This window comes from Sphingopyxis sp. HIX, assembly GCF_001468285.1.
GTDB lineage: Bacteria > Pseudomonadota > Alphaproteobacteria > Sphingomonadales > Sphingomonadaceae > Sphingopyxis.
Genome location: NZ_LNSB01000017.1, coordinates 14549 through 36926, shown reverse-complemented (window position 1 = coordinate 36926; position 22378 = coordinate 14549). Strand labels below are relative to the sequence as shown.

Annotated in this window: 14 protein-coding genes; 6 read left to right on the top strand and 8 right to left on the bottom strand. The window is 68.0% G+C overall.

What is annotated here, in order from left to right:
* Positions 1–7: 7 nt before the first annotated feature.
* Together ATE62_RS09845 and ATE62_RS09840 are read right to left on the bottom strand one after the other, a co-directional pair.
* Complete coding sequence (locus tag ATE62_RS09845; RefSeq protein ID WP_082662718.1) at positions 8–409, bottom strand: bactofilin family protein; 402 nt, start codon at positions 407–409, stop codon at positions 8–10.
* Between the two features lies 1 nt (position 410).
* Positions 411–1607, bottom strand: coding sequence for a M23 family metallopeptidase (locus ATE62_RS09840; RefSeq protein ID WP_058807575.1), 1197 nt, complete (start codon positions 1605–1607; stop codon positions 411–413).
* Positions 1608–1853: 246 nt separating this feature from the next.
* On the opposite strand from ATE62_RS09840, the gene ATE62_RS09835 reads away from it, so the two are divergent.
* Positions 1854–3242: a methyltransferase family protein gene (locus ATE62_RS09835; protein ID WP_058807587.1), complete on the top strand. Its 1389-nt coding sequence runs from the start codon at positions 1854–1856 to the stop codon at positions 3240–3242.
* Positions 3243–3403: 161 nt separating this feature from the next.
* On the opposite strand, the gene ATE62_RS09830 is transcribed toward ATE62_RS09835, so the two are convergent.
* Positions 3404–5668: a TonB-dependent receptor gene (locus ATE62_RS09830; RefSeq protein ID WP_058807574.1), complete on the bottom strand. Its 2265-nt coding sequence runs from the start codon at positions 5666–5668 to the stop codon at positions 3404–3406.
* Positions 5669–5905: 237 nt separating this feature from the next.
* Here ATE62_RS09830 and ATE62_RS09825 point away from each other — a divergent pair, with 237 nt between their 5' ends.
* Complete coding sequence (locus ATE62_RS09825) at positions 5906–7747, top strand: gamma-glutamyltransferase family protein (RefSeq protein ID WP_058807573.1); 1842 nt, start codon at positions 5906–5908, stop codon at positions 7745–7747.
* A 6-nt stretch (positions 7748–7753) separates the two neighbouring features.
* On the opposite strand, the gene ATE62_RS09820 is transcribed toward ATE62_RS09825, so the two are convergent.
* From ATE62_RS09820 to ATE62_RS09805, 4 genes are all read right to left on the bottom strand, one after another.
* A complete protein-coding gene (locus tag ATE62_RS09820; RefSeq protein ID WP_058807572.1) occupies positions 7754–9127 on the bottom strand; it encodes a glutamate--cysteine ligase in 1374 nt (457 codons plus the stop codon).
* 53 nt (positions 9128–9180) lie between these two features.
* Positions 9181–11541, bottom strand: a complete 2361-nt coding sequence (locus ATE62_RS09815) for a beta strand repeat-containing protein (RefSeq protein ID WP_058807571.1) — start codon at positions 11539–11541, stop codon at positions 9181–9183.
* A gap of 1 nt (position 11542) precedes the next feature.
* Positions 11543–13462, bottom strand: a complete 1920-nt coding sequence (locus ATE62_RS09810; protein ID WP_058807570.1) for a proprotein convertase P-domain-containing protein — start codon at positions 13460–13462, stop codon at positions 11543–11545.
* A gap of 151 nt (positions 13463–13613) precedes the next feature.
* Entirely contained in the window at positions 13614–14360 is a 747-nt protein-coding gene (locus tag ATE62_RS09805; protein ID WP_058807569.1) for a 16S rRNA (uracil(1498)-N(3))-methyltransferase, read from the bottom strand.
* A 203-nt stretch (positions 14361–14563) separates the two neighbouring features.
* On the opposite strand from ATE62_RS09805, the gene ATE62_RS09800 reads away from it, so the two are divergent.
* The 4 genes from ATE62_RS09800 to ubiA are packed head-to-tail and all read left to right on the top strand — an operon-like array spanning position 14564 to position 18796.
* Positions 14564–16555: a TadE/TadG family type IV pilus assembly protein gene (locus tag ATE62_RS09800; RefSeq protein ID WP_058807568.1), complete on the top strand. Its 1992-nt coding sequence runs from the start codon at positions 14564–14566 to the stop codon at positions 16553–16555.
* Positions 16552–17163: a TadE/TadG family type IV pilus assembly protein gene (locus ATE62_RS09795; RefSeq protein WP_058807567.1), complete on the top strand. Its 612-nt coding sequence runs from the start codon at positions 16552–16554 to the stop codon at positions 17161–17163. Before ATE62_RS09800 ends, ATE62_RS09795 begins: the two co-directional genes overlap by 4 nt.
* Positions 17160–17834 (top strand): hypothetical protein, encoded by a 675-nt coding sequence (locus ATE62_RS09790; protein WP_058807566.1) that lies wholly within the window; start codon positions 17160–17162, stop codon positions 17832–17834. The genes ATE62_RS09795 and ATE62_RS09790 overlap by 4 nt, the downstream gene beginning before the upstream one ends.
* 50 nt (positions 17835–17884) lie before the next feature.
* Positions 17885–18796, top strand: a complete 912-nt coding sequence (ubiA, locus tag ATE62_RS09785; RefSeq protein ID WP_058807565.1) for a 4-hydroxybenzoate octaprenyltransferase — start codon at positions 17885–17887, stop codon at positions 18794–18796.
* On the opposite strand, the gene smc is transcribed toward ubiA, so the two are convergent.
* Complete coding sequence (gene smc, locus ATE62_RS09780) at positions 18797–22240, bottom strand: chromosome segregation protein SMC (protein ID WP_058807564.1); 3444 nt, start codon at positions 22238–22240, stop codon at positions 18797–18799. It lies immediately after the preceding gene.
* Positions 22241–22378 lie beyond the last annotated feature (138 nt).

Below are 22378 nucleotides of genomic sequence, written 5' to 3'. Positions count from 1 at the left end.
GCCCGCGTCAGATGCCCAGCGAGGCCGACTTATTCTCGACCACCTCGAGCGGCGGGGGGGCCTTGGCGACGCCCGCGCCGTGGCGGCGGTGCGACAGCTTGCCGTCGATCTTGCCGCCATTCTCGATCGTGATCGTTTCGTAGACGACGTCGCCGGTGATCCGCGCGGTGGCGTGGACGATCAGCGTCTTCGCCTCGATCGAGCCGTCGACGAGGCCCGCGATCTTCGCGGTCTCGGCGACCACCGCGCCCTTGATCTCGCTCGCCTCGCCTTGGACGAGGTTGGCGCATTTCAGGTCGCCCTCGATCTTGCCGTCGACGTGCAGGTCGACGGTCGCGGAGACATTGCCGGTGACGACCACGTCCGATCCGAGGATCGAAAAGGTCGTATGGCGCGCGCCGGTCGCCATCTTAGCGGGCGGCACTGGCGACGGAACCGACTCGCTGTCGGGCGTCGTCTTTGACTTCGAGAACATCGGCTTTGGCCTCCAGAAAACGGCGGGGGTTGACCGCGACGCCGTTCAAACGAACTTCGAAATGCAGGTGGCTGCCGGTCGAGCGCCCGGTCGAACCCATTTTGGCGATCTGTTCCCCGGCCGCGACCTGCGTTCCCACCCGCGTGGTGAACCCCGACAAGTGGGCATAGCGGGTTAAGATCCCCTGACCATGGTCGACCTCGACGACATTGCCGTAACCCGACTTCTGGCCGACGAAGACGATCTTGCCCGGCGCGGCGGCGAGGATCGGGGTGCCGATCGGGCCGCGGAAGTCGAGGCCGGCGTGCATCGCGCCGGCGCCGGTGAAGGGATCGCTGCGATAGCCGAAGCCCGACGACATCATCATCACGTCGGCGGGGTTGCCCGAGGGCACCGCGACGAGCGTGCGTTCGAGCACTTCCATGCGGAACAGCGCGCCCTCCAGCTTGGCGAAGGACGGGCCGAAGGCCTTCGCCTTGCCCATCTTGCCGCGGTACGGAATGAAGGGACCGCCGCGGCCGGCCGCGGCGCTGCGGACGAGGCCCTTGGGGTCGAGCCCGAGCGCGGCGACCGCCGTCTCGGCCTTGGTAGCGCGGTCGTTCACCGCGGCGAGCAGGCGGCCCGCGAAGGCCTCCTGGCGTTTTTCGATGCGCGCGAGCGCCTGCGCCTCGGGGGGCAGGTTCGGGTCGATCGCGCTGGTTTCGAGCGCGGCGGGTTCGGCCTTCGGCGCGTCAGCGCCTTCTTCGGGGGTGACCGCATCGGCCTCGACCCCGAAATGCACCTTCGACCATTCGTCGAGCTGGTCCTGGCGATCGGCGAGGTCGGCTGCGGTTTCGGCGACGCTGTCGCGATATTTGGCGATGCGCGCTTCGGCGGCGGCGGCGGCGGCCTGCTGCTCGGCGACCGCGGCGCGTTCGCCCGAGGTCAGCAGCTGGTTGACCAGCACCGCCAGCGTCGCGCCCGCCCAGGCGAGCAGCACCGCGGCGGCGATGAGCGCGACGCGCTTCTGCCATTTGGCGCTGATACGAAGGAATCGCACGTGACCGTGCGTGCGGATGAAGATTTCATGGTCCTGAAACAGCGCATTGAAGCGCTGGCGCCAATGGCGCAGGCCCGTCGATTTCGATGACAAGTGGCGACCCCATCTTGTTATTATTGGAGCCCTCCGCCCCGAATGATGCGCGCCTTATCAGGAGTCCGGGCGACTCGCGAATCCCCCGAAGGCGACTCGCGCCGAGTCGAAAGGGGGATGCGGTGAACGGTGTCAAAGCCGTGCAACGCTGCCATTTTGGGGCGATTTCGCTGCGAATCATGCGGTAATATTGACGGCTTGCTTACCATTTTTGGCTAGGCGGGAGGCGTGACTCACATGCCCAAAATGACGGTGCCCGCGGGCGCCGAGCCAGCCGCGGAAACCCCGGCGAAATTGGCCGTGCGGCCGCGCTCGGCGGTCAGCGCCGGGGTCGGCATCGTCGGGCTGATCGGGCTCTTCTCCTATCTGCTGATCGCGCGCACCGCGCCCCAGATCGCGGGTTTCCTCGGGATCGACTGGGGCAATCATGGCCCCTTGAGCGGGCCCAATTCGGCGATCGCGAGCGTGCTCGCCTGCGCGATTCCGATGGTCTTGTGGTCGGTGTTCGTCGACAAGGTGCACCGCAATCCCTCGACCGGGATCGACTGGTCGCTGCGCCGCCCGTGGCGCGAGACGATCGACATCAGCCTGACCAAGCTCGCCGGGCTCTGGACGACCTGGGGGATGATCGCGGCGACCTATGCGCTGATGCGCTATTATTGGGAGGGCAATTACGCCTTTTCGATGGATTTGCTCGAGCGCGTCGCGCCCTGGCTGCTGCTGATCTCGGTGCCCTACATGCTCTGGCTCGACCGCCGCATGACCGAGCCGCGCGACGGCTGCTGGCAGTTCGGGCGCTGGCTCGTTGCGCCCGGCCAGCCGGTCGACGGCCGCGCGATCGGCCATCATTTCCGCGCCTGGGCGGTCAAGGGCTTCTTCACCGCCTTCATGCTCTCGATCGTGCCGGGCAATTTTTCGGCGCTGGTGACGGTGTCGATGAGCGAGGTGCTCGCCAATCCCTATATGACCGGCCTCTGGGCGATCAACCTTCTCTACCTTGTCGACGTCCATATCGCGACCGTCGGCTATATATTGACGCTGAAGCCGCTCGATTCGCACATCCGCACCGCCAACCCCTATGGCATGGCATGGGTCGCGGCGCTGGTCTGCTACCCGCCCTTCATCCTGATGAACGGCGGGCCGCTCGACTATCAGGTGAACGGCTCGGACTGGGGCTATTGGCTCGAGGGGCACGACAGCATCATGATCGTCTGGGCGATCGCGCTGGTGTCGCTGACCGCGATCTACAGCTGGGCGACGATGGCCTTCGGCATCCGCTTCTCGAACCTGACGCACCGCGGCGTGCTGACCCACGGGCCGTATAAATATACGCGCCACCCGGCGTATCTCTCGAAGAATTTGAGCTGGTGGATCGGCGCGATGCCCTTTCTCGCGACCAGCGGCGGCTGGATCGAGGGGCTGCGCAACACGGTGCTGCTGGGGTTGGTCAGCGGGGTCTATTACTGGCGCGCCAAGACCGAGGAGAAGCATCTCCTCGCCGACCCCGCCTATCAGGCCTATTGGAACTGGGCGCAGGAAAATGCGCCGGTGCCGCGCTTCTTTGCCAAGCTGAGCGGGCGCAAGCGGCCGTTGATCCGGCTGGAGCCCGACGAGCGCATCGGGCCGGTGGCTTAGTTCCCGCTCTCTCCCCTTCAGGGGAGAGATACGGAGGCTTGCCGGCTCGTCCGGCTAGCCGCAGTTGAGAGGGGGCGCCGCAGCATCCCCCTCTCCAAGCTTCGCTAGCTCCTGCCGGAGCGAGCTGCGCTATCCTCTCCCCTGAAGGGGAGAGGGCAAGATCAGAACTTCACGCTTGCTTCGGCGCCCCAGATGCGGGGTTCGTTGACGTAGCTGGTGAGGTTGTTGAAATCGATGCCGCCGGTCACCGACTTGTCGCCGGTGATGTTGCGCACGAAGGCTGCGACGTCGAAGCGGTCGGTCTTGTAACCGACGCGCAGCCCGCCCTCGAGCAGCTTGTCGTCCGAGAATTCGACCGAGCGATAGAGGAAGAACTGCACCTTCGAGCGGTAATACCAGTCGGTGAAGGCATAGACCGCGCCGTCGCCGACCGGGATTTCGTAACCCGCGGTCCAGTTCACCGTCCACTTCGGCGACTGCGGCAGCTGGTTGCCGTCGATCGAGAAGATGCCGGGACTGCCCGGGCGCTGCGGGTCGAGCACGGTGCACGGCGTCGCCGAGCCGCAGCCCGCGACGAAGGCGTTGGCGTCGTCGATCTTCGCGACGTTCCACGCGCCGCCGACCGAGAAGGTCAGCCCGGTGGCGGGCGCCGCCTGCAGTTCGGCCTCGACGCCGTGACCCTTGGCATCGACGTTGAGCAGGCTCGCGACGTTGGCCGTGCCGCCGACCGCGGTCAGCTGCAGGTCCTTGGTGTCGAAATAATAGCCGGTCAGGTTGAAGCGGACCTTGTCGTCCAGGAAGGCGGTCTTGATGCCCGCCTCGTACGACATCGTCTCTTCCTGGTCGGCGGTCGAGATCACGCGCGAGAAGGTCAGGCGGCCCTGCACCGACGGCGCGCGATAGCCGCGCGCGACGCGGGCGTAGATCGTCACCGCGTCCGACGCCTCATAGGTGGCGCTGGCGTCCCAGGTGAGGAGCTTGCCCTTGACGGTGGCCGCCTGCGGCGGGACCGGGGTGTTCGGGCTCACGACGAAGGGCGGGCGCGTCTCGACCGGACGCGCGGCGACGAAATCGCGCGTGTCATGGTTGTAGCGCGCGCCGGCCTGCAGCTTCAGCCCATTGTCGAACGCGTAATTGACCGAGCCGAAGATGCCGTAGGCTTCGCTGTCCTGGCGCTGCACCGCGATCGCCGACGGGGTGGCGTCGGTCGGGCCGCCGAATTCGAAGCTGGTGATGTCGAGGCCTTCGTCGAAATAGAAGACGCCGAACTGGTAGCCGAGGCCGGTCGAATTGTTCGACGCGATACGGATTTCCTGCGTGAACTGGTCGAGGCTGGGGACATTGTCCTGGCTCTGCGCCTGGAAGGGGATCAGGCCGGGGCCCGACACCGGCAGGAACACCGCGCCGAAGCCGCCGTCGATGTCGCCGCGGCTCTTGAAATTGCCGTTCCAGTAGGAGGTGATCGAGTAGAGCGTCACCGGCCCGAAATCATATTCGAGGTTCAGCCCGGCGTTATAGGTGTTAAGCTTCTGGAAGTTGATGCCGTCCTGGTAGACCTTGTCGCGCTCGAATTCGGTGCCTGCGCCGCCGAGGCCGACGAGGTCGTTGCTGCCCGGAAGCTGGGTGTTGGCGCGGAAGATGATCGCCGAGCCGTCGTAGACGCGGACCTGGCCGACCGCGCGCGCGGTGAAGGGGCCGCTCTCATATTGCAGCTGGAGGCGCGCGGCGATGTCGTCGTAACCGCCGAGGTCCTTCTTCGCCGGGGTCGCGACATTGTCGACCCAGTCATTGCGGTGCTGGAACAGGGTCGACAGGCGGACCGAGAAGCCATTGTCGTCGGCGGCGCCCGCCGCGACCTCGACCTGGCTGGTGCCGTAACGGCCGTAGCTGACCTTGGCATAGCCGCCGGTCTCGCCGGGCTTGACGGTGTCGAACTTGACGATGCCCGCGGGGGTGTTGCGGCCGAACAAAGTGCCCTGCGGCCCGCGCAGCACTTCGACGCGGTCGAGGTCGAAGATCGGGAAGCCCTTCAGGATCGGGTTTTCGAGCACGACGTCGTCATAGACGAGGCTGACCGGCTGCGAGGCGTTGAGGTCGAAATCGGTGTTGCCGAGGCCGCGGATGTAGAAGCGCGGGAAGGAGCGGCCGTAGGAGCTCTCGATGTTGAGGCTGGGCACGCGGCCGGCGAGCGCGCGGATGTCCGAGCCGGTCGAGGTGATCGCGCCGAGCGTGTCGCCCGACAGCACCGAGACCGCGACGGGGACGTCCTGCAGGCTTTCCTCGCGGCGCTGCGCGGTGACGATGATGTCGGTGAGGCCGCTGTCGTCCTCGACGACGGGCGCGCTATCCTGCGCAAAGGCGGGCGCGGCAAAGCCGGTGGCGGCAAGTACGAATGCTATAGCGGTAGCGGAAGGAAAGTGGCGCATGGGCAAGCTTCCTGAAACAGAGTGGAGAATGGGAGAGCGGTGGAACCAGCCGCCCTTTGACTCCGCACGCGCGCGCAATCAATCGTGGAACGACGCCCGGCTGACGTTCGTGTCGGCACTGTTGCGCTTTTGCTTCACTTTTTTGCGGGCGCGCGGGCGGGCGCCGCGTCGGCGATGCATCATGGTTGCGCCCCGCCGGCGCTTGCCGCAGAAGCGGCGCTTTGAGGGATGACATCCATGCACCGCCGTACCCTGCTGGCCGCCGCTCCGGCCGCGGCGCTTCTGCCGTCGACGCTTGCCGCCCAGACCGCCCGGCCGAAGGCCGCGGCCGAGCCCGGCGGCGCGGGGCCGTCCGGCTGGGAAGCCGGCGAAGACCGCTTCTTGCGGCCCGATGTCGGCGGCGGCGACCGGCCGGTCGGGGCGAGCTTTGCCTCGCGCACCGCGGTCTATGGCCTCAACGGCGCGGCGGGCACCGCGCATCCGCTGGCGACGCTGGCGGGAATCGAGATGCTGAAGCGCGGCGGATCCGCAGTCGACGCGGCCATTGCGATCAATGCGTGCCTGGGGCTGCTCGAGCCGACCGCGAACGGCATCGGCGGCGACGTCTATGCGATGATCTGGGACCCGAAGGCGAAGAAGCTCGCTGGCCTCGCGGGATCGGGCAAGAGCCCGCGCGGGCTCGACCTCGCGACGGTGCGCAGCCGGGCCAAGGGCGGCACGCTGCCCGCCTATGGTGCGATCAGCGTATCGGTGCCGGGCGCGATCGACGGCTGGTGGACGATGCATCAGCGCTACGGCAAGCTGCCGTGGAAGGAGCTGTTCGAACCCGTCATCGCGCATGCCGAGGCGGGGGCGCCGGTCCCCGACATGATCGCTTACTATATCCGCCGCAGTCTCGCGGGGTTCCGCCAGCCGGGGCGCGGGATCGAGGAGATCGACAACGCGCTGCAAACCTATGGCCTGAACGACGGCCAGGGTCCCGCGGCGGGACAGGTCTTCCGCAATCCCGACCTCGCGCGCACCTTTCGCCTGATCGCCGAAGGCGGGCGCGACGCCTTTTACGAGGGCGAGATCGCGCGCACGATCGACGCCTATTTCAAGCGGATCGGCGGCTGGCTGCGCTACGAGGATCTCAAGGCGCACAGGTCCGAATGGATAGCGCCGCACAAGACCGGCTATCGCGGCACGGACGTCTATGCGCTCGGCGCGAACACGCAGGGCATTGCGACTTTGCAGATGCTCAATATCCTGGAGAACTTCGACCTGAAGGGGGCGGGGTTCCAGTCGGCGCTGTCGATCCATCTGCAGGCCGAGGCCAAGCGCCTCGCCTATGAGGATCGCGCGCGTTATTATGCCGATCCGCATTTCGCCAAGGTGCCGGTCGAGTGGCTGATCTCGAAGGATTATGCCGCCGAGCGCGCGAAACTGATCCGCCCCGACCGCTTGCTGTCGCCGGTGCATCCGGGGCAGGCGCCGAGCCGCGGCGACACCACCTATTTCAGCTGCGCCGACAAGGACGGCATGATGGTGTCGATGATCCAGTCGAACTTCCGCGGCATGGGGTCGGGGCTGGTCGCCGACGGGCTGGGCTTCATGTTCCAGGATCGCGGGCAATTGTTCAGCTTGGCTGACGGACACCCCAATATCTATGCGCCCGGCAAAAGGCCGTTCCAGACGATCATCCCGGGCTTCGCGGCGCGCGGCGATGTGCCGTGGATGAGCTTCGGCGTGATGGGGGGCGACATGCAGCCGCAGGGGCAGGCGCAGATCATGATCAATCGCCTCGATTACGGGCTGGAAATCCAGGCAGCGGGGGATTCGCCGCGCTGGCATCATGAGGGGTCGTCGGAGACGATGGGCGAGGATTCGCCGGGTCTGGGCCCCGACGGCGTGCTGCGGCTCGAAAGCGGGGTTCCGGACGCGACGCGCCGGCGGCTCGCCGACATCGGCTGGACGCTCGGCGAGTCCGACGGCGGGTTCGGGCGCTACCAGTGCGTCGAGCATCGCGTCGACGGCGACACGCGCGTCTATGCCGCGGCGAGCGAAATGCGCGCCGACGGCTGCGCGCTGGCGTATTGAGCGGGGCTAGAAGCTCAGTTCGTCGTAGATTTTCGAGAGGTCGTGGTGCCACGGTCCCTCGTAGCGGTCGAGCAGGTCGTGCGCGGGCGACTTGCCGCTCTTGGCGATGCGGCGCAGCGGCTCGAGGAAGCCGACCTCGTTGTCGCCCATCGAATTGACCTCGCCGCGCGCCGCGAGACCCTGCGCCGCGATATCGAGAACGCGGTGCGCGAGCTGGCCGACGGTGCCGCCGCCGGGCGCGGGGGCGTCGAGGCCTTCGCTGGGGACTGCGTCGCGCAGCGCCTGTTGCTCTTCGATGCTCCAGCCCTTGACGAGGTCCCAGGCGGCGTCGAGCGCGCCCTGGTCGTAGAGCAGCCCGACCCAGAGCGCGGGGAGCGCGCAGATGCGGTTCCACGGCCCGCCGTCGGCACCGCGCATTTCGAGGAAGCTCTTGAGGCGCACCTCGGGGAAGGCGGTCGAGAGATGGTCGTTCCAGTCGCTGAGCCGCGGCAGTTCACCGGGCAGGACCGAGAGTTCGCCCTTCATGAAGTCGCGGAAGCTGAGGCCCGCGGCGTCGATATATTGGCCGTCGCGGAAGACGAAATACATCGGCACGTCGAGCATGTAGTCGACATAGCGCTCGTAGCCGAAACCCTTTTCGAAGACGAAGGGCAGCATGCCGGTGCGCGCGGGGTCGGTGTCGGTCCAGATATGGCTGCGGTACGACATAAAACCATTGGGCTTGCCCTCGGTGAAGGGCGACGAAGCGAAGAGCGCGGTCGCGAGCGGCTGGAGCGCGAGCGAAACGCGGAACTTCTGCACCATGTCGGCCTCGGACGAATAGTCGAGGTTGGTCTGGATGGTGCAGGTGCGCAGCATCATGTCGAGCCCCATGGTGCCGACGCGCGGCATATGTTCGAGCATGATCTTGTAGCGGCCCTTGGGCATGATCGGCAGCTCGGCGCGGGTCTTGTCGGGCCACATTCCGACCCCGAGGAACCCGAGCCCGAGTTCGGCGCCGACTTCCTTGACCTGCTTGAGGTGCCGCCCGGTTTCGGCGCAGGTCTGGTGGAGATTTTCGAGCGGCGCGCCCGAGAGTTCGAGCTGGCCGGCGGGTTCGAGGCTGACGGTGCCGTCGCTGCCCGCGAGCGCGATCACCTTGCCGCCCTCGATCACCGGTTCCCAGCCGAAGCGGGTGAGCGCCATCAGCAGGTCGTGGATGCCGCCGGGTTCGTCGTAGGAGGGCGCGCGGTGGTCGGCCGTGCGATAGACGAATTTTTCGTGCTCGGTGCCGATGCGCCAGCGGTCCTTGGGCTTCTCGCCCTTGATCATGGGGGCCGCGAGCTGGTCGCGGTTTTCGACGATGGGATCGTTGCTGTCCGAAGCGGTGCGCGTGCTCATAGCGCGCCATCTAGACTATCCGGTACAGAATGCAATCGGGCCTATTCGAACCCCTATTCGACCATCGCGCGAAGGTTGATCGTGAAGCTCGATCCGGGCGCCATGCTGCCCTTGGGGTTGATGCGGATATGCGTGACATTGGGGTCGACGCCGTCGGCATTGGCGACCGGGGTGTAGGTGAAGCTGGCGCCATTGTTGTTCGAGAAGCTGAGGTCGTCCGACGCGTTCGACAGGCTGGTGAAGCTGTAGGTGAGGCCGCTCGATCCGGCGGCGAAGGCGAGCGGGCCCGGGCCGGGGGCGTAGGTGCCGACGAAGAGCGCGAGGTTCGCGGGCAGCGCGTCGGTGACGATGACGCTGTTGCTGGTCGCCTGCGTGCCCGCGGGGGCGGTAACGGTCAGGCTGTAGGTGGCGAAGCCGCCCGGGATCAGCTTGGGGTTGGTGGTGCCGTTCTGCGGGTCGCTGTACGCGGCCGAACTCTTGGCGATCGTCAGCGGCAGGACATAGGCGTTGGTGTAGGTGCAGGTCGTCGCGGTGCTGCTGCCCTGGATCGTCAGCGTGCGCCCGGTGGCGCCGCTCGCGAGCGGGCTGCCGCCGCTGCATTCGACGGTCACGTTGTAGAGCGCCGCGACCGCGCCGCCGCCCCAGGTCTCGGCGGGCAGGGTGACGACGTCGCCCGCGCGGACGTTGACATAGCTGCCGGTGGTCGCGGTCGGCGCGGTCGAGCTGAAACTAGGGTTGGCGGTGCCGCCGGTGGTGGTCGCGCTGGCGGAGTGGCCGGTCGTGGCACCGCTCCACGCCTTGGCGAGGCGGAGCTGCTGGACGATGCGGCTGTTGGTGAAGGTGCAGACAATCGCGGTGTCGGCGGGGTTCACCGTCAGCACCGCGCCGGCGAGCGCGGTGGCGTTGCCGGTGCAGGCGAGCGCCTGCGTATAGTTGGCGCCACTGCCCGCGGTGAAGGTCTCGGCGAGCGTCGCGGCCTCGGCGGCGTAGACGGTGACCGCGGCGTTGGTGTCGGTCTCGTTCGCGCTGTTCGCGACCGACGCGAGGCTGGCGTTGTTGACGAGGCCGGTGGTCGTGACGGTGACGGCGTTGGTGGTGAGCGCGTTGACCCAGGTCTTGCGCACCACGAGCGTCGCCGACTTGCGGGCGTTGGTCCAGGTGCAGGTGAGCGAGGTGCCGCTGGGCATCGTCACGGTGCGGCTGAGCCCTGTGCCCGCGGTCGCGACGACGGCGTTATCGCTGTTGCGGCGGCATTCGAGGCTGCTGGTGTAATTGGCCGCCGCGCCCGTCGTGAAGGCCTCGGTCAATGTCAGCGTCGATCCGGCGACCGCGACGGCGGTGGCGTTGGTCGTCGTGCCGCCGACGGTCGAGCTGCCCGCCGTGGGGACGAGCCCGCCGCTGATCGCCAGGCTCACCGCGTCGTTCGCGATGCCGTTCGTCCACGCCTTGGTCAGCACCACGGGCGAGTCATTGTCGGTGATCGTATAGGTCGCGGCGGTGATCGGGGTGCCGCCGCAGCTCGACGTGCTCGACACGGTGTAGCCGGTGCCGGTCGACAGCGCGATCTGGATCGTCTCGCTGCTTTCGGTCGCGGTGTCGTCGATCACCGCGATGCCGAGCGGCACGGTGGTGTTCTGATAGGTGCCCGCGGGGATGGTGACGGTGAAGCTCGCCGCGCCGTTCGGGGTCGTATAGTCGGTGCCGCGCACTGCGGTGCCGCCGGTGATGCTGACGTTGACGGTGCGCGCCGAGAAGAGCGTACCGCTGACGCGGAGCGCGGGGATGTTCGCCGAGGCGATCGATTCGACCCCCGATCCGGTCGCCGCCGACAGCTCGACGAAGGGGTTGAGCGTGATGCGGATGTCGTCGAGGAAATTGCCGTAGCTGCCGGCGTCGGTGGTGATGAACTGGACGCGCTGGACGCCCGAGGCGCCGGTGTAGGTCGCACTGCCGGTGTTGACGTTCCAGACCTGGTTCGCGGTGGTCGACGCCTGCGTCGCGAGCAACTGGAGCTGGGTGCCGCTGCTGTTCGCGATCTGGAAGCGCGCCGTCTGCGTCGCGGGGCCGCCCGAGCGCGCGCGGTGCGCGAAGGTCCAGCCGATCGACTCGCCGTTCACCATGCAGATATTCTGGTAGAAGGCGCCGGGGACATTGGCGTTCATCTCGGCGAAGACCGACCCGTCATAGGCGGGCACGCCGTTGAAATTCGTATCCCACAATTCAATCTCGCCCGATGCCGAATCCCAGCCGGCGACCGATCCGTTCGCGTAAATCTCGTAGTTCGCGGCGCCGGGCCCCTGCGGATCGTTCGATTCGAACGAGGGGTTGACGATGACGCGCTGGGCGTGGGCGGTGCCGCTCAGCGCAAGCGCCGCGGCGAGCAGCGCGGGGAGGAGATGCGCGCGCGCCGCCATCTCAGTTGACCGTGACGGTGAAGGCGATCGCCATCGCCGCCGCGGGCGCGAGGCTGGCGGTCGATGCGGTCACATTGGTGCCGGCAAAGGCCGCGCCGAACGGGTCGCTCTCGTCGGCGCCCGCCGCATTGTCGTCCTCGACCGTCGTCGCGCCGGCGCAGCTGGTGCCGCTGCGCAGCGAGGCGGGGGTGTAGGTCATCGTTGCGGGGATCGCGTCGTTGATCGCGACGCTCGTCGCGGTGGCGCTGCCATTGTTGGTGACGAGCAGGCAATAGCGGATCACCGCGCCGGGGATCGCCTTGGGGTTGGTCGTGCCGTTCGTCGGGTCGCTGACGATGCTGCTCGTCTTGGCAAAGACGAGGTTGGTCGTCGGGCGGCAAAAAATGATGTCGTGGATCGCGATCGCCTGTTGCCCCGGATCGGTCGGCGCGGTCGAGTGGTTGCCGTAGTTGATCACGATCGTGTCGACGGGCGACGAAAAGGTGACGACGACATTGCCGTTCGCGCTGGTGTCGGCGGCGACGACGTCGCCATAGGCGCTGTTGCCGATGACATAGTTGCTGACGCCGTTGGTCAGCGTCGGCGTGACCGCCGCGCCATTATAGCTGCCGGTCACGGTCACGCGGTCGGCGAACTGGTTCGCATTATAGTCGATGTCGAACAGGCGGAACTGCGCGCCGGGCACCGCGGTGGGCAAAGTGATCGTGCTGGTGACGCTGCCCGACTGGCTGGTCATGTCGACCAGTTCGAAGATCGAATATTGCGCGGGCGAAAAACCGCCGGTGACGACATTCTGCCGTGTCGGCGACTGGCCGCCATAGGTCGCGTTGTTGAGGAAACTGCCGCCGCTGATCGCGATGGCGAAGTTCATCGTGCCGATATTGGCGAGCGCATAGCTGCCGCTGGTCGTCCCCGCCGACCAGCTGATGCTGTCCCAGTCGTGCGTCGTGGTGCCCGCGCTGCAGACGAGCGTCGGCGGCGTGCCCGCGGTGCGGCTGCCCGCGACGGTGAAGCTGGCGCTGGCATAATCATCCTCGCCGGTCGCGCCGTTGTTCGGGGTCGAATCGCTGTCGATCACCGAGGAGGCGCTGATCTCGGCGCTGTTGACGATCGTCGCGCCCGATGTCGCATTGACGGTGCCGGAAATCGTGAGCGTGCGGGTGGTCCCCGCGGGGATGCTGCCGACGGTCCACACGCCGGTGCCGCTGTTGTAGCTGCCGAAACCCGACGCGCTGGCGAAGGTGAAGCCCGCGGGCAGGACATCGTCGACCGTCACCCCGGTGGCGGTCTGCGGCGAGCCGCTCGCGTTGGTGACGCTCAAGGTATAGCTGATCGCCCCGCCATTGTTCGGCGACGCATTGCTCACCGCCTTGGTCAGCGACAGGTCGGCGTAATTGGCGGGCAGGCTGGTGATGTAAAGGTCGGCGCGGGTGAAGCTGCCGTTGTCGGCCTGCGGATATTGGTCGCAGATCTCGAGCCGCCAGGTGCCCTGCGCATTCTGGCCGTTGAAGGCCGAGAGCGCGGCGTTGGGCGCGAACTGGTTCTGGTAGGGCGGCGCGCTGGTCGAATGATTGGCGGTGTTGCCGTCGGTGTTGACCGTGCTCGCCGCGGCATCGTCGAGCCGGACGTTGAAATTGTCGCCCGAGATATTGGCCGTGTCGCCGTCGACGAGCTGGACGCGCGTGCCCGCGGGCGATTGCAGCGTGATCCTGATGTCGCCGCGCCAGCTGTGCGTCGCGAGCACGCCCAGATCGACATCGCCGACGAGATAGCTGGTCGAGACGGTGAAATTGCGCACCAGCGGCGCGGTGCAGGTCGTGCCGTTGTTGATCGTGCCCGTCGTGCTGTTGCTGTAGGTCGTCGTGGTCTGCGCGCGCGCGGGGGTTGCAACGGCGGCGAGCACCAGCAGGGCGAGCGCCATCAGCGCCCGCCACAGCTGCGTTTGCCGGGCCCCACCCCGGCAATCTCGGCTCTGGTCCCGCCGTTGCATCGCGCCGCTATGGCGCGCTTGTGGCTAACATCGGGTTAAGGATAGCGATTTCGCGCCGTTATTGTGTCGGATGGGGACAAGTTCAGCTTGTCGTCCAATCCCCATGGGCCGCCATCCACAGCGCGGTGGCGGCGATCGCGGCGGTTTCGGCGCGCAGGATGCGCGGGCCGAGCGCCATGCGCTTTACGGCGGGCGATGCGAGGAGCAACTCGCGCTCGCGGTCGGTGAAGCCGCCCTCGGGACCGGTCAGGATCGCCGCGGGGGCGGGCGCGGCGAGTTCGGCCATCGGCACGCCGCCCGCCTCGTCGGCAAAGAGCAAAGCGCGCTCCGCGGGCCAGCCCTTGAGCAGCGCGGGCAGTTTCACCGGCTCGGCGAGGTCGGGGAGCGTGGTGCGCCCGCATTGCTCGCACGCCTCGACGATCTGCGCGCGCAGGCGCTCTTCCTTGACGCGCTCGACGATCGTGCGCCCGGTGATCACCGGCTGGAGCCGCGCGACGCCGAGTTCGGTCGCTTTCTCGATGATCCAGTCGAGCCGCGCCTTCTTGACCGGCGCAAAGCAGAGCCAGAAATCGGGGACGGTCTCGAGCGGGCGCGTCTGCCGCTCGATCGTCACGGTCAGCGCGCGCTTGGCGGCGTCGGCAACGATGCCGAGCCATTCGCCGCTGCGGTTGTCGCAAAGCAGCAATGGGTCGCCCAGCTTCGTCCGCATGACGTTGAGCAGATAATGCGCCGCACCGCCGTCGATGACCGCGCTCGCGCCCGCTGCGAGCGGGGTTTCGACGAACAGGCGCGGGGTGCTGGCGGGCGGCCAGGCGGGGACGGCGGGCATGGGGCCGCGATAGCAGACGCAGGAAATTTGCACATCCCGCATGGGCATTTTGCGATTCTGTCCCGGTCCGGGTCAGAATCGGACCTTTGGCCGGAGCCCGCCTTAACCCGATTAGCGTTTTGGTAAGCAGTCCCGCCCTAGGTGCAGGTTACCTGCCGTGCATCCGTTGGGGCGAACTGCGCGGCCAAGAGGGGTTTGTGACCATGCGAGGGACCTCGATCCGCGATATCTGGCGCGCCATTCGCAGCTTTGCGCGCGACCAGCGCGGCAATGCGATGATGCTGACCGCTGCCGCGATCGTGCCGATCGTCGGTATCGTGGGGTCGGGCATCGACATCGGCCGCGGCTATATGGCCGAGCTTCGCCTGCAGCAGGCGTGCGACGCCGGCGTGCTCGCGGGCCGCCGCTATATGGGCGCCTCCTCCTATGGCGACCAGGCCGAGGCCGAAGCCGACAAGATGTTCGCCTTCAACTTCCCCGACGGCATGTACGGCAGTTCGGATGTCGAGTTCCAATCGGCTCCGCAGGGCGTGTCCGACGTCGCGGGCACCGCGACCGCGACGCTGCCGACGACGATCATGCACGTCTTCGGCTTCGACGAATTCAACCTGTCGGTCAGCTGCGCCGCCAAGCTCGAAATCTCGAACGTCGACGTGATGCTGGTGCTCGACGTCACCGGGTCGATGAAGGATCCGGGCACTGGGACGCAGGCGCGCATCGACGAACTCAAAGAAGCGTCGATGACCTTCTTCAAGACGCTGACCAGCGCCGAAAAGGGTGACGGGCGCCTGCGCATCGGCGTCGTTCCCTATAGCTCGACGGTCAATGTCGGGGCGATCCTGCTCGCGGAGAATCCGGACTGGATCGCCAATACGGTGATCATGCCGTCGCGCCAGATCGAACCAAACAACTGGCAGACGGGTACGACGGTCAACGGCACGGCGTCGGACAATACCGCGACGATGGTGATCGACTGGGCCAATATGAATCCGGTCCAAACCGTCTCCAACAAGAACAGCACGACCTGCCCGCAGACCGCGGGCGGCGCCAACAGTGCCGCGACCGCCTACCAGTCGCAGACGACGACGCAGACCAGCCAGACGGTCAACAGCAACGGCGAGCGCGTGACCACGAACGACCTGAAGCAGAAATACCGCTATCTCGAGTATCGCTACCGCTGGTCGTCGAACACCTGCTACCGCCAGAGCCGGACGATGGAATATACGCGCACGACGCCGCAGACCATCACGCAGCCGCCGACGCGCTACAATTATCTCAACCGCACTTTCAACGTCTCGGCGCTGAAGACGGGCGGCACGATCACGACCAGCACCGGCGTGAACGGCACCAACGAGACCAACAGCTGGGGCGGCTGTATCTTCGAGCGCAAGACCACGGCCTTCGCCGCCGACGCGACCGCGCCCTCGACCGCGCTCGACATGGACATCGACAGCGCGCCGGGTACCAGCGACGACAGCCGCTGGAAGATGATGATCCCCGAGATCGCCTATGCGCGCGCGCAGCAGGTGAGCAGCAAGCCGTCGACGACGGGCACGCTGAACGTCAATGTCGGCAACGTCGGCTATTCGGGCAGCACGCCGCTGTACCAGAATTACAAGCTCAACTGGCCGAGCGGCTGGGGTGTGTGCCCGGCGGCGGCGATGAAGCTCACCGAGATGGACGCCGACGACGAATCGAGCTTCCAGACCTATATCAACTCGCTGCAGCCGGTCGGCGGTACCTATCACGACGTCGGCATGGCGTGGGGCGCGCGGCTGCTGTCGCCGACGGGGATTCTCTCCGACGAAAATGCGACCGCGACCAACGGCCGCCCGATCGACCGCCACATCGTGTTCATGACCGACGGCGCGATGTCGGCGAACATGGGCAATCTGACCTTCCAGGGATATGAATATCTCAACCAGAATGTCAGCGGGTCGATCGACACCAGCGATACGAACCTGACCGCGCGGCACAACAACCGTTTCGTCCAGCTGTGCAACGCCGCGCGCGACCGCAACATCACGGTGTGGGTGGTGGCGCTCAGCGTCAACCTCAACACCAACCTCACCAATTGCGCGACCCCCGGTAAGGCGTATCAGACGCTGACCAAGCCCGACGGGACCAAGGTGACGCTGAAGGACATCTTCTCGTCGATCGCCGGGCAGATCTCGCGCCTGAGGCTGTCGCAATGATGCGCCGGCTGCTCCGCCGCCTGCGCCCCGGTGCGCGTTCGCTCGGCCGCGACACGCGCGGGGTCGCGCTGATCGAGTTCGCGCTCACCGCGCCGGTGTTCCTGCTGCTGCTACTCGGCATCTTCGACTTCTGCTGGCAGATGTACGCGCAGCAGGTGCTGCAGGGCGCGGTCAGCCAGGCCGCGCGCCTGTCGACGCTCGAGGGCAATTCCGCCGACCAGTCCGAACTCGACGACGAGGTCGAGGCGCGCGTGCTCGCCGTCTTTCCAGGCGCCGAGGTCAACTTCTCACGCCTCGCCTATGAAAGCTATGACGAGGTCGGCCAGCCCGAGCCGCTGACCGACAAGAATGGCAACGGCACGCGCGACGCGGGCGAATGTTTCGAGGATCTGAACGGCACCGGCAGCTGGGAGGCCGATCGCGGCACCAGCGGCAATGGCGGCGCCGACGACGTCGTGCTCTACGAAGCGACGATGGAATTCGACCGCATCCTGCCGGTCTGGCGGATGCTGGGGCAGGATGAGCATGCGACGCTGAAGGCCGCGACGGTGCTGCGCAACCAGCCCTATGGCACCAACGGATCGACGAGCCAGGTGATATGCGCATGACCCGCCTTTTTCGCCGGACCCGCATCGCCGCGCGGCAACTGCGCCGCCATGCCTTCGCGCGCGATACGCGCGCGACGGTGCTGATCGAAATGGCCTTCTGCATTCCGCTCTTGGTGCTGCTCGGGCTCGGCGGCCTCGAAATGGCCAATCTGACGCTGGCGAATACCCGCATCAGCCAGATCGGCCTCAGCGTCGCCGACAATGCGTCGCGCATCGCGGTCGGCAGCAGCCTGTCGCTGCCGCGCGTGCGCGAGGTCGACATCAACGAGGTGTTCACCGGCGCCGAACAGCAGGCGGGGCGGCTGAACCTGCGCGAGCGTGGACGGATCATCCTGTCGAGCCTCGAACGCAATACCTCGGACGACGGCCAGTGGATCCACTGGCAGCGCTGCTTTGGCGAGCTCGACGTCGAATCGAGCTATGGCGACGAGGGCGACGGCATCACGGGCGACGATTTTCCCGGCATGGGGCCCGAGGGCGCCGAGGTGACCGCGCCGCCGGGATCGGCGGTGATGTTCGTCGAGATCGTCTATGACTATGAGCCGCTTGTCTATGGCAACTGGCTGGGGCAGCGGACGATCCGCTCGACCGCGGCGTTCAACATCCGCGAAGGTCGCGACACGTCGCAGCTCTATCCGGTCGCCGGGGTGACCCCGTCAACCTGCACATGATGCAATAGGCGTTTATTGCGGGCGCAGCGGCTGCTATCGCGCGCGGGCGCATGACGACGACCCATCCTCCCGACAGCGAGCTCACCGGCTTCGCCGCGCTGCTGCCCGCCGCGGCGCGGCCCTATGCGCTGCTCGCGCGCTTCGACCGGCCGATCGGCTGGTGGCTGCTCTATTGGCCGTGCACCTTCGGGCTCGCGCTGGCGGGCGGGGCGGCGAGCCACTGGCCGCTGTTCCTGTGGATGCTGCTCGGTGCGATCGCGATGCGCGGCGCGGGCTGCGTCTATAACGACATCGTCGACCGCGACCTCGACGCCAAGGTCGCGCGCACCGCGTCGCGGCCGGTGGCGAGCGGCGCGGTGTCGCTCCGGAACGCGTGGCTGTGGACGATCCTGCTGTCGCTCGTCGGGCTGCTCGTGCTCGTGCAATTGCCGCTGCGCGCGCAGCTGATCGCGCTTTTGAGCCTGCTGCTCGTCGCGGCCTATCCCTTCATGAAGCGCATCACCTGGTGGCCGCAGGCGTGGCTGGGGCTGGTGTTCAGCTGGGGGGCGCTCGTCGGCTGGGCCGCGGTCGGCATGAACCCGCCGGGGCTGGCGCTGCCCCTGCTCTATGCCGGCTGCATCGCGTGGGTGATCGGTTACGATACCATCTATGCGCTGCAGGATATCGAGGACGACGCGCTGGTCGGCGTGAAGTCGAGCGCGCGCGCCATGGGGCGCCATGTGAAGCCGGGCGTCGGGCTCTGCTACGTCGTCGCGCTCGGCTGCTGGGCGGCCGCCTTGTGGCAGGTGCGGCCCGACCCGCTGGTGCTCGTCGCGCTGATCCCCGCGGGCCTGCATTTCGCGGGGCAGGTGGTGACGCTCGATCCCGCGAAGGGCGAGGATGCGCTGGCGAAATTCCGCAGCAACCGCTTTGCCGGGCTGCTGATCTTCGCGGCGATGCTGGTGGTGGGCAACGCGCCCTAGTTACTCTGCCGCGAGCAGTTCCTCGGCGCCGCCCAAATCGACCGAGACGAGGCGGCTGACGCCCTTTTCGATCATCGTCACCCCGAACAGGCGGTGCATCCGCGCCATCGTCACCGCATTGTGGGTGACGATCAGGTAGCGCGTGTTGGTCTCGCGCGTCATGCGGTCGAGCAGGTCGCAGAAGCGCTCGATATTGGCGTCGTCCAATGGCGCGTCGACTTCGTCGAGGACGCAGATCGGCGCTGGGTTGGTGAGGAAGAGGCCGAAGATCAGCGCCACTGCCGTGAGCGCCTGCTCGCCGCCCGACAGCAAGGTGAGCGTGCCGAGGCGCTTGCCCGGCGGTTGCGCCATGATTTCGAGTCCGGCCTCGAGTGGGTCGTCCGAATCGACGAGCTCGAGATGCGCCTGGCCGCCGTTGAACAGCGTGGTGAAGAGGCGCTGGAAATGGGTGTTCACCGTCTCGAAAGCGGCAAGCAGGCGGACGCGGCCCTCGCGGTTCAAATTGCCGATCGAACCGCGGAGGCGGTGTACCGCCTGCGTCAGCTCCTCGATCTCGGCGGCATTGCGTATCCGCTCGGCGTCGAGCTCGACCAGTTCGTCGGCGGCGACGAGGTTGACGGGGCCGAGCCGTTCGCGGTCGGCGATCAGCCGGTCGTGCTGGCCCGATTCGGCGTTGGCATCGCCGACGCTCGCGCTTTCAAAACCCGCTTTTTGCGGCAGCAGCGGCGGCGGGCATTCGAAGCGTTCGCCCGACAGGCGGCCCATTTCGACGCGGCGAAGCTCGGCATTTTCGGAGCGCGCGACCGCGCCGGCGCGGGTCTCGCGCGCGGTGGCGAGCGTCTCGCGGATCAAGCCCAGCGCGGCCTCGGCCTCGCGCAGCGCGGCTTCGGCGGCGCGTTCGTGCGCTTCGGCGGCGGCGACCGCCTCGCGCAGGCTCGCCTGCTTCGCTTCAGCCTCGGCGCGCTGCGCGGCGAGCTTTTCGGGGAGGTCGGCGAGCTTCGCCGCCTCGGCGGCAAGCGCTTCGGCGCGCTTGTCCATTTCGGTGACGCGCCGCGCGGCCTCGCCGGCGCGCGCCTTCCAGCTCTTGATCTCGGCGCTGACCACCGCCTGGCGTTCACTGAGTGCCGCGAAGGCGCGTTCGTGCGCGGCCTGTGCCTCGCGCGCGGTATTGGCGTCGGCGCGGGCGCGCTCGGCGGCGGCTTCCTGTGCGTCGAGCGCGGCGCGCGCGATGCTGTCGTCGGGCAAGGCGGCGAGTGCGGCTTCGCGGTCGGCGAGTTCCTTTTGCGCTTCGCTCGTCGCGGCGGCGAGTTCTTCGCGGCGGCGGTCGAAAAGGCTCGCGGCGTCGCGGTGCCGGTCGAGCGCCGCCTGCGCCTGGTCGGCCGCACGCAGCATCGTACGGCGGCGCTCGTCGGCGTCGGCGAGCGCGCGGCGCGCGGCCGATACGGCGGTGGTCGCCTCGGCGAGCGATGCGCTGGCGGCATCGCGGCGCTCACCGAGCTGCATCACGCCGAGTTCGACCTGCGGACGCTGCGCGGAAAGCTCGTCGAGGCGGTTCTGGCGAACGAGGCGTTCGGTCGCGGTGGCGCCGTCGCCGCGCGCGACGAAACCGTCCCAGCGGCGCATTACGCCGTCCTTGGTCACGAGGCGCTGGCCGACCGCGAGCGGCTGGCCCGAATCTTCGTCGGCGACTGCGACCTGGGCGAGACGACGGAGCAGCGCGGCGGGCGCTTGGACGACATCGGCGAGCGCGGTGGTGCCCGCGGGGAGCGCGGGGTCGTTCGTCTGTTTGTCGGCGCCGCGCCAGCTGCGCTGCGCCTCGGCATCGGTGCCTGCGTCGAGATCGTCGCCTAGCGCGGCGGCGAGCGCGGCTTCATAGCCGGGGGTGACGCGGAGCTGGTCGAGCACCGGGTTGGCGTCCGACTTGGCGGCGGCGAGCGCGCGCGCGAGCGTCGCGGCTTCGCCTTCGAGCGCGGCGAAGGCGGCGCGCGCCTCGGCAAGCCCGGCCTCGATTTCGGCGAGGTTCGCGGCACCGGCCTCGCGGTCGGCCTCGGCGCCCTGCAGCGCCTCTTCGGCGGCGCCGATCGCGCCTTCGGCTTCGGCGGCAGCGGTTGCGGCCTCGGCTTGGCGCGCGGCGAGCGCGGCGCTGTCGCCGAGCGCGGCGACCTCGGCCTCGACGCGCGCGCTGTCGTTCGCCAGGCGGCGGACGGCGCCCTCGGCGCTGTCGCGGGCGGAGACGGCGATGCGGCGGTCGGCGGCCTCGCTCGCGGCCTGTGCGCGCGCTTGGGCGAGCGCGACCTCGGCGTCGCGGAGCAAGGCCTGCGCCGCCTGGCTGGCGTCGACGAGCGCGGCCTTGCCGGCTTCGTGGGTGGCGAGTTGCTGCGCCAGCGTCTTGGCCTCGGCATCCAGGTCGGTGAGCGCGCCATGCGCCTCGCGTGCGAATTCACCTTCGCGGTTCCGGTCGTCGGCGAGGCGCGCCTGCTGCGCCGCAAGGTCTTCGAGCCGCTGGCGCGCGGCGCGTTCCTCGCCCGCGAGGCGGACCTGCGTCGCGGTCGCCTCGGCGAGCGCGTCGCGCTGCGCCTGCGCGGCGCTGCGCGCGTCGGCGACGCGGGTCGCGACCTCGGTCTGCGCGCGGGCGAGCGTGTCGAGCTTTTCCTGCGCGGCCTTGACCGCGGCCTCGGCGGCATCGGCGTCGCGGCGCGCCTGGTCGGCGGCGGCGGCGGCATCGCGCCAGCGCGCGTAGATCAGCCGGCCTTCGGCGATGCGAATCTCGTCGCTCAATTTCTTGTAGCGCTCGGCGGCGCGTGCCTGGCGGCGCAGCGCGTTGGCGCGCACCTCCATGTCGGCGACGATTTCGGACAGGCGGCCGAGGTTGGTCTCGGTCGCGCGGAGCTTCTGCTCGGCGTCCTTGCGGCGGACGTGCAGCCCGGCGATGCCCGCGGCTTCCTCGAGCATCGCGCGGCGGTCGGTGGGCTTGGCCGAAATGACGTTGGCGATCTTGCCCTGGCTGACGAGCGCGGGGCTGTGCGCGCCGGTCGCGGCGTCGGCGAAGATCAGCGCGACGTCCTTGGCGCGGACGTCGCGGCCGTTGGCGCGGTAGGCGCTGCCCGCGCCGCGTTCGATGCGGCGGATGATCTCGAGCTCATGGCCGTCGCTGGCGTCGGACAGCCCCGCGACGATATCGCCCTCGCTGTCGCAATGCAGCGCGACCTCGGCAAAGTCGCGCGGCGGGCGCTGCGTCGTGCCCGCGAAGATGACGTCCTCCATGCCGCCGCCGCGCATCGATTTGGGGCTGGATTCACCCATCACCCAGCGGATCGCCTCGAGCAGGTTCGACTTGCCGCAGCCATTGGGGCCGACGACGCCGGTCAGCCCGGGTTCGATGCGCAGTTCGGTGGGTTCGACGAAGCTTTTGAAACCGGTCAGGCGCAGGCGTTTTATCTGCACGGGCGCATCCCGTGCAGTCGGCCGAATCGCAGATGATGCAACCTGCTTGTCACATATCCCCCTTGGCCTCCGTCATGCCGCGCGGGCGGGGGAGTCGCAAGGGGGTTGGGACGAACGATCCTCCCCACCGCTTCGCGG

Bases quoted from the DNA above. Each gene is read 5' to 3' on its own strand.
- ATE62_RS09845 (WP_082662718.1), bottom strand. From the start codon at position 409: ATGGCGACCGGCGCGCGCCATACGACCTTTTCGATCCTCGGATCGGAC.
- ATE62_RS09835 (WP_058807587.1), top strand. From the start codon at position 1,854: ATGACGGTGCCCGCGGGCGCCGAGCCAGCCGCGGAAACCCCGGCGAAA.
- ATE62_RS09830 (WP_058807574.1), bottom strand. From the start codon at position 5,668: ATGCGCCACTTTCCTTCCGCTACCGCTATAGCATTCGTACTTGCCGCC.
- ATE62_RS09825 (WP_058807573.1), top strand. From the start codon at position 5,906: ATGCACCGCCGTACCCTGCTGGCCGCCGCTCCGGCCGCGGCGCTTCTG.
- ATE62_RS09820 (WP_058807572.1), bottom strand. From the start codon at position 9,127: ATGAGCACGCGCACCGCTTCGGACAGCAACGATCCCATCGTCGAAAAC.
- ATE62_RS09815 (WP_058807571.1), bottom strand. From the start codon at position 11,541: ATGGCGGCGCGCGCGCATCTCCTCCCCGCGCTGCTCGCCGCGGCGCTT.
- ATE62_RS09810 (WP_058807570.1), bottom strand. From the start codon at position 13,462: ATGGCGCTCGCCCTGCTGGTGCTCGCCGCCGTTGCAACCCCCGCGCGC.
- ATE62_RS09805 (WP_058807569.1), bottom strand. From the start codon at position 14,360: ATGCCCGCCGTCCCCGCCTGGCCGCCCGCCAGCACCCCGCGCCTGTTC.
- ATE62_RS09800 (WP_058807568.1), top strand. From the start codon at position 14,564: ATGCGAGGGACCTCGATCCGCGATATCTGGCGCGCCATTCGCAGCTTT.
- ATE62_RS09795 (WP_058807567.1), top strand. From the start codon at position 16,552: ATGATGCGCCGGCTGCTCCGCCGCCTGCGCCCCGGTGCGCGTTCGCTC.
- ATE62_RS09790 (WP_058807566.1), top strand. From the start codon at position 17,160: ATGACCCGCCTTTTTCGCCGGACCCGCATCGCCGCGCGGCAACTGCGC.
- ubiA (WP_058807565.1), top strand. From the start codon at position 17,885: ATGACGACGACCCATCCTCCCGACAGCGAGCTCACCGGCTTCGCCGCG.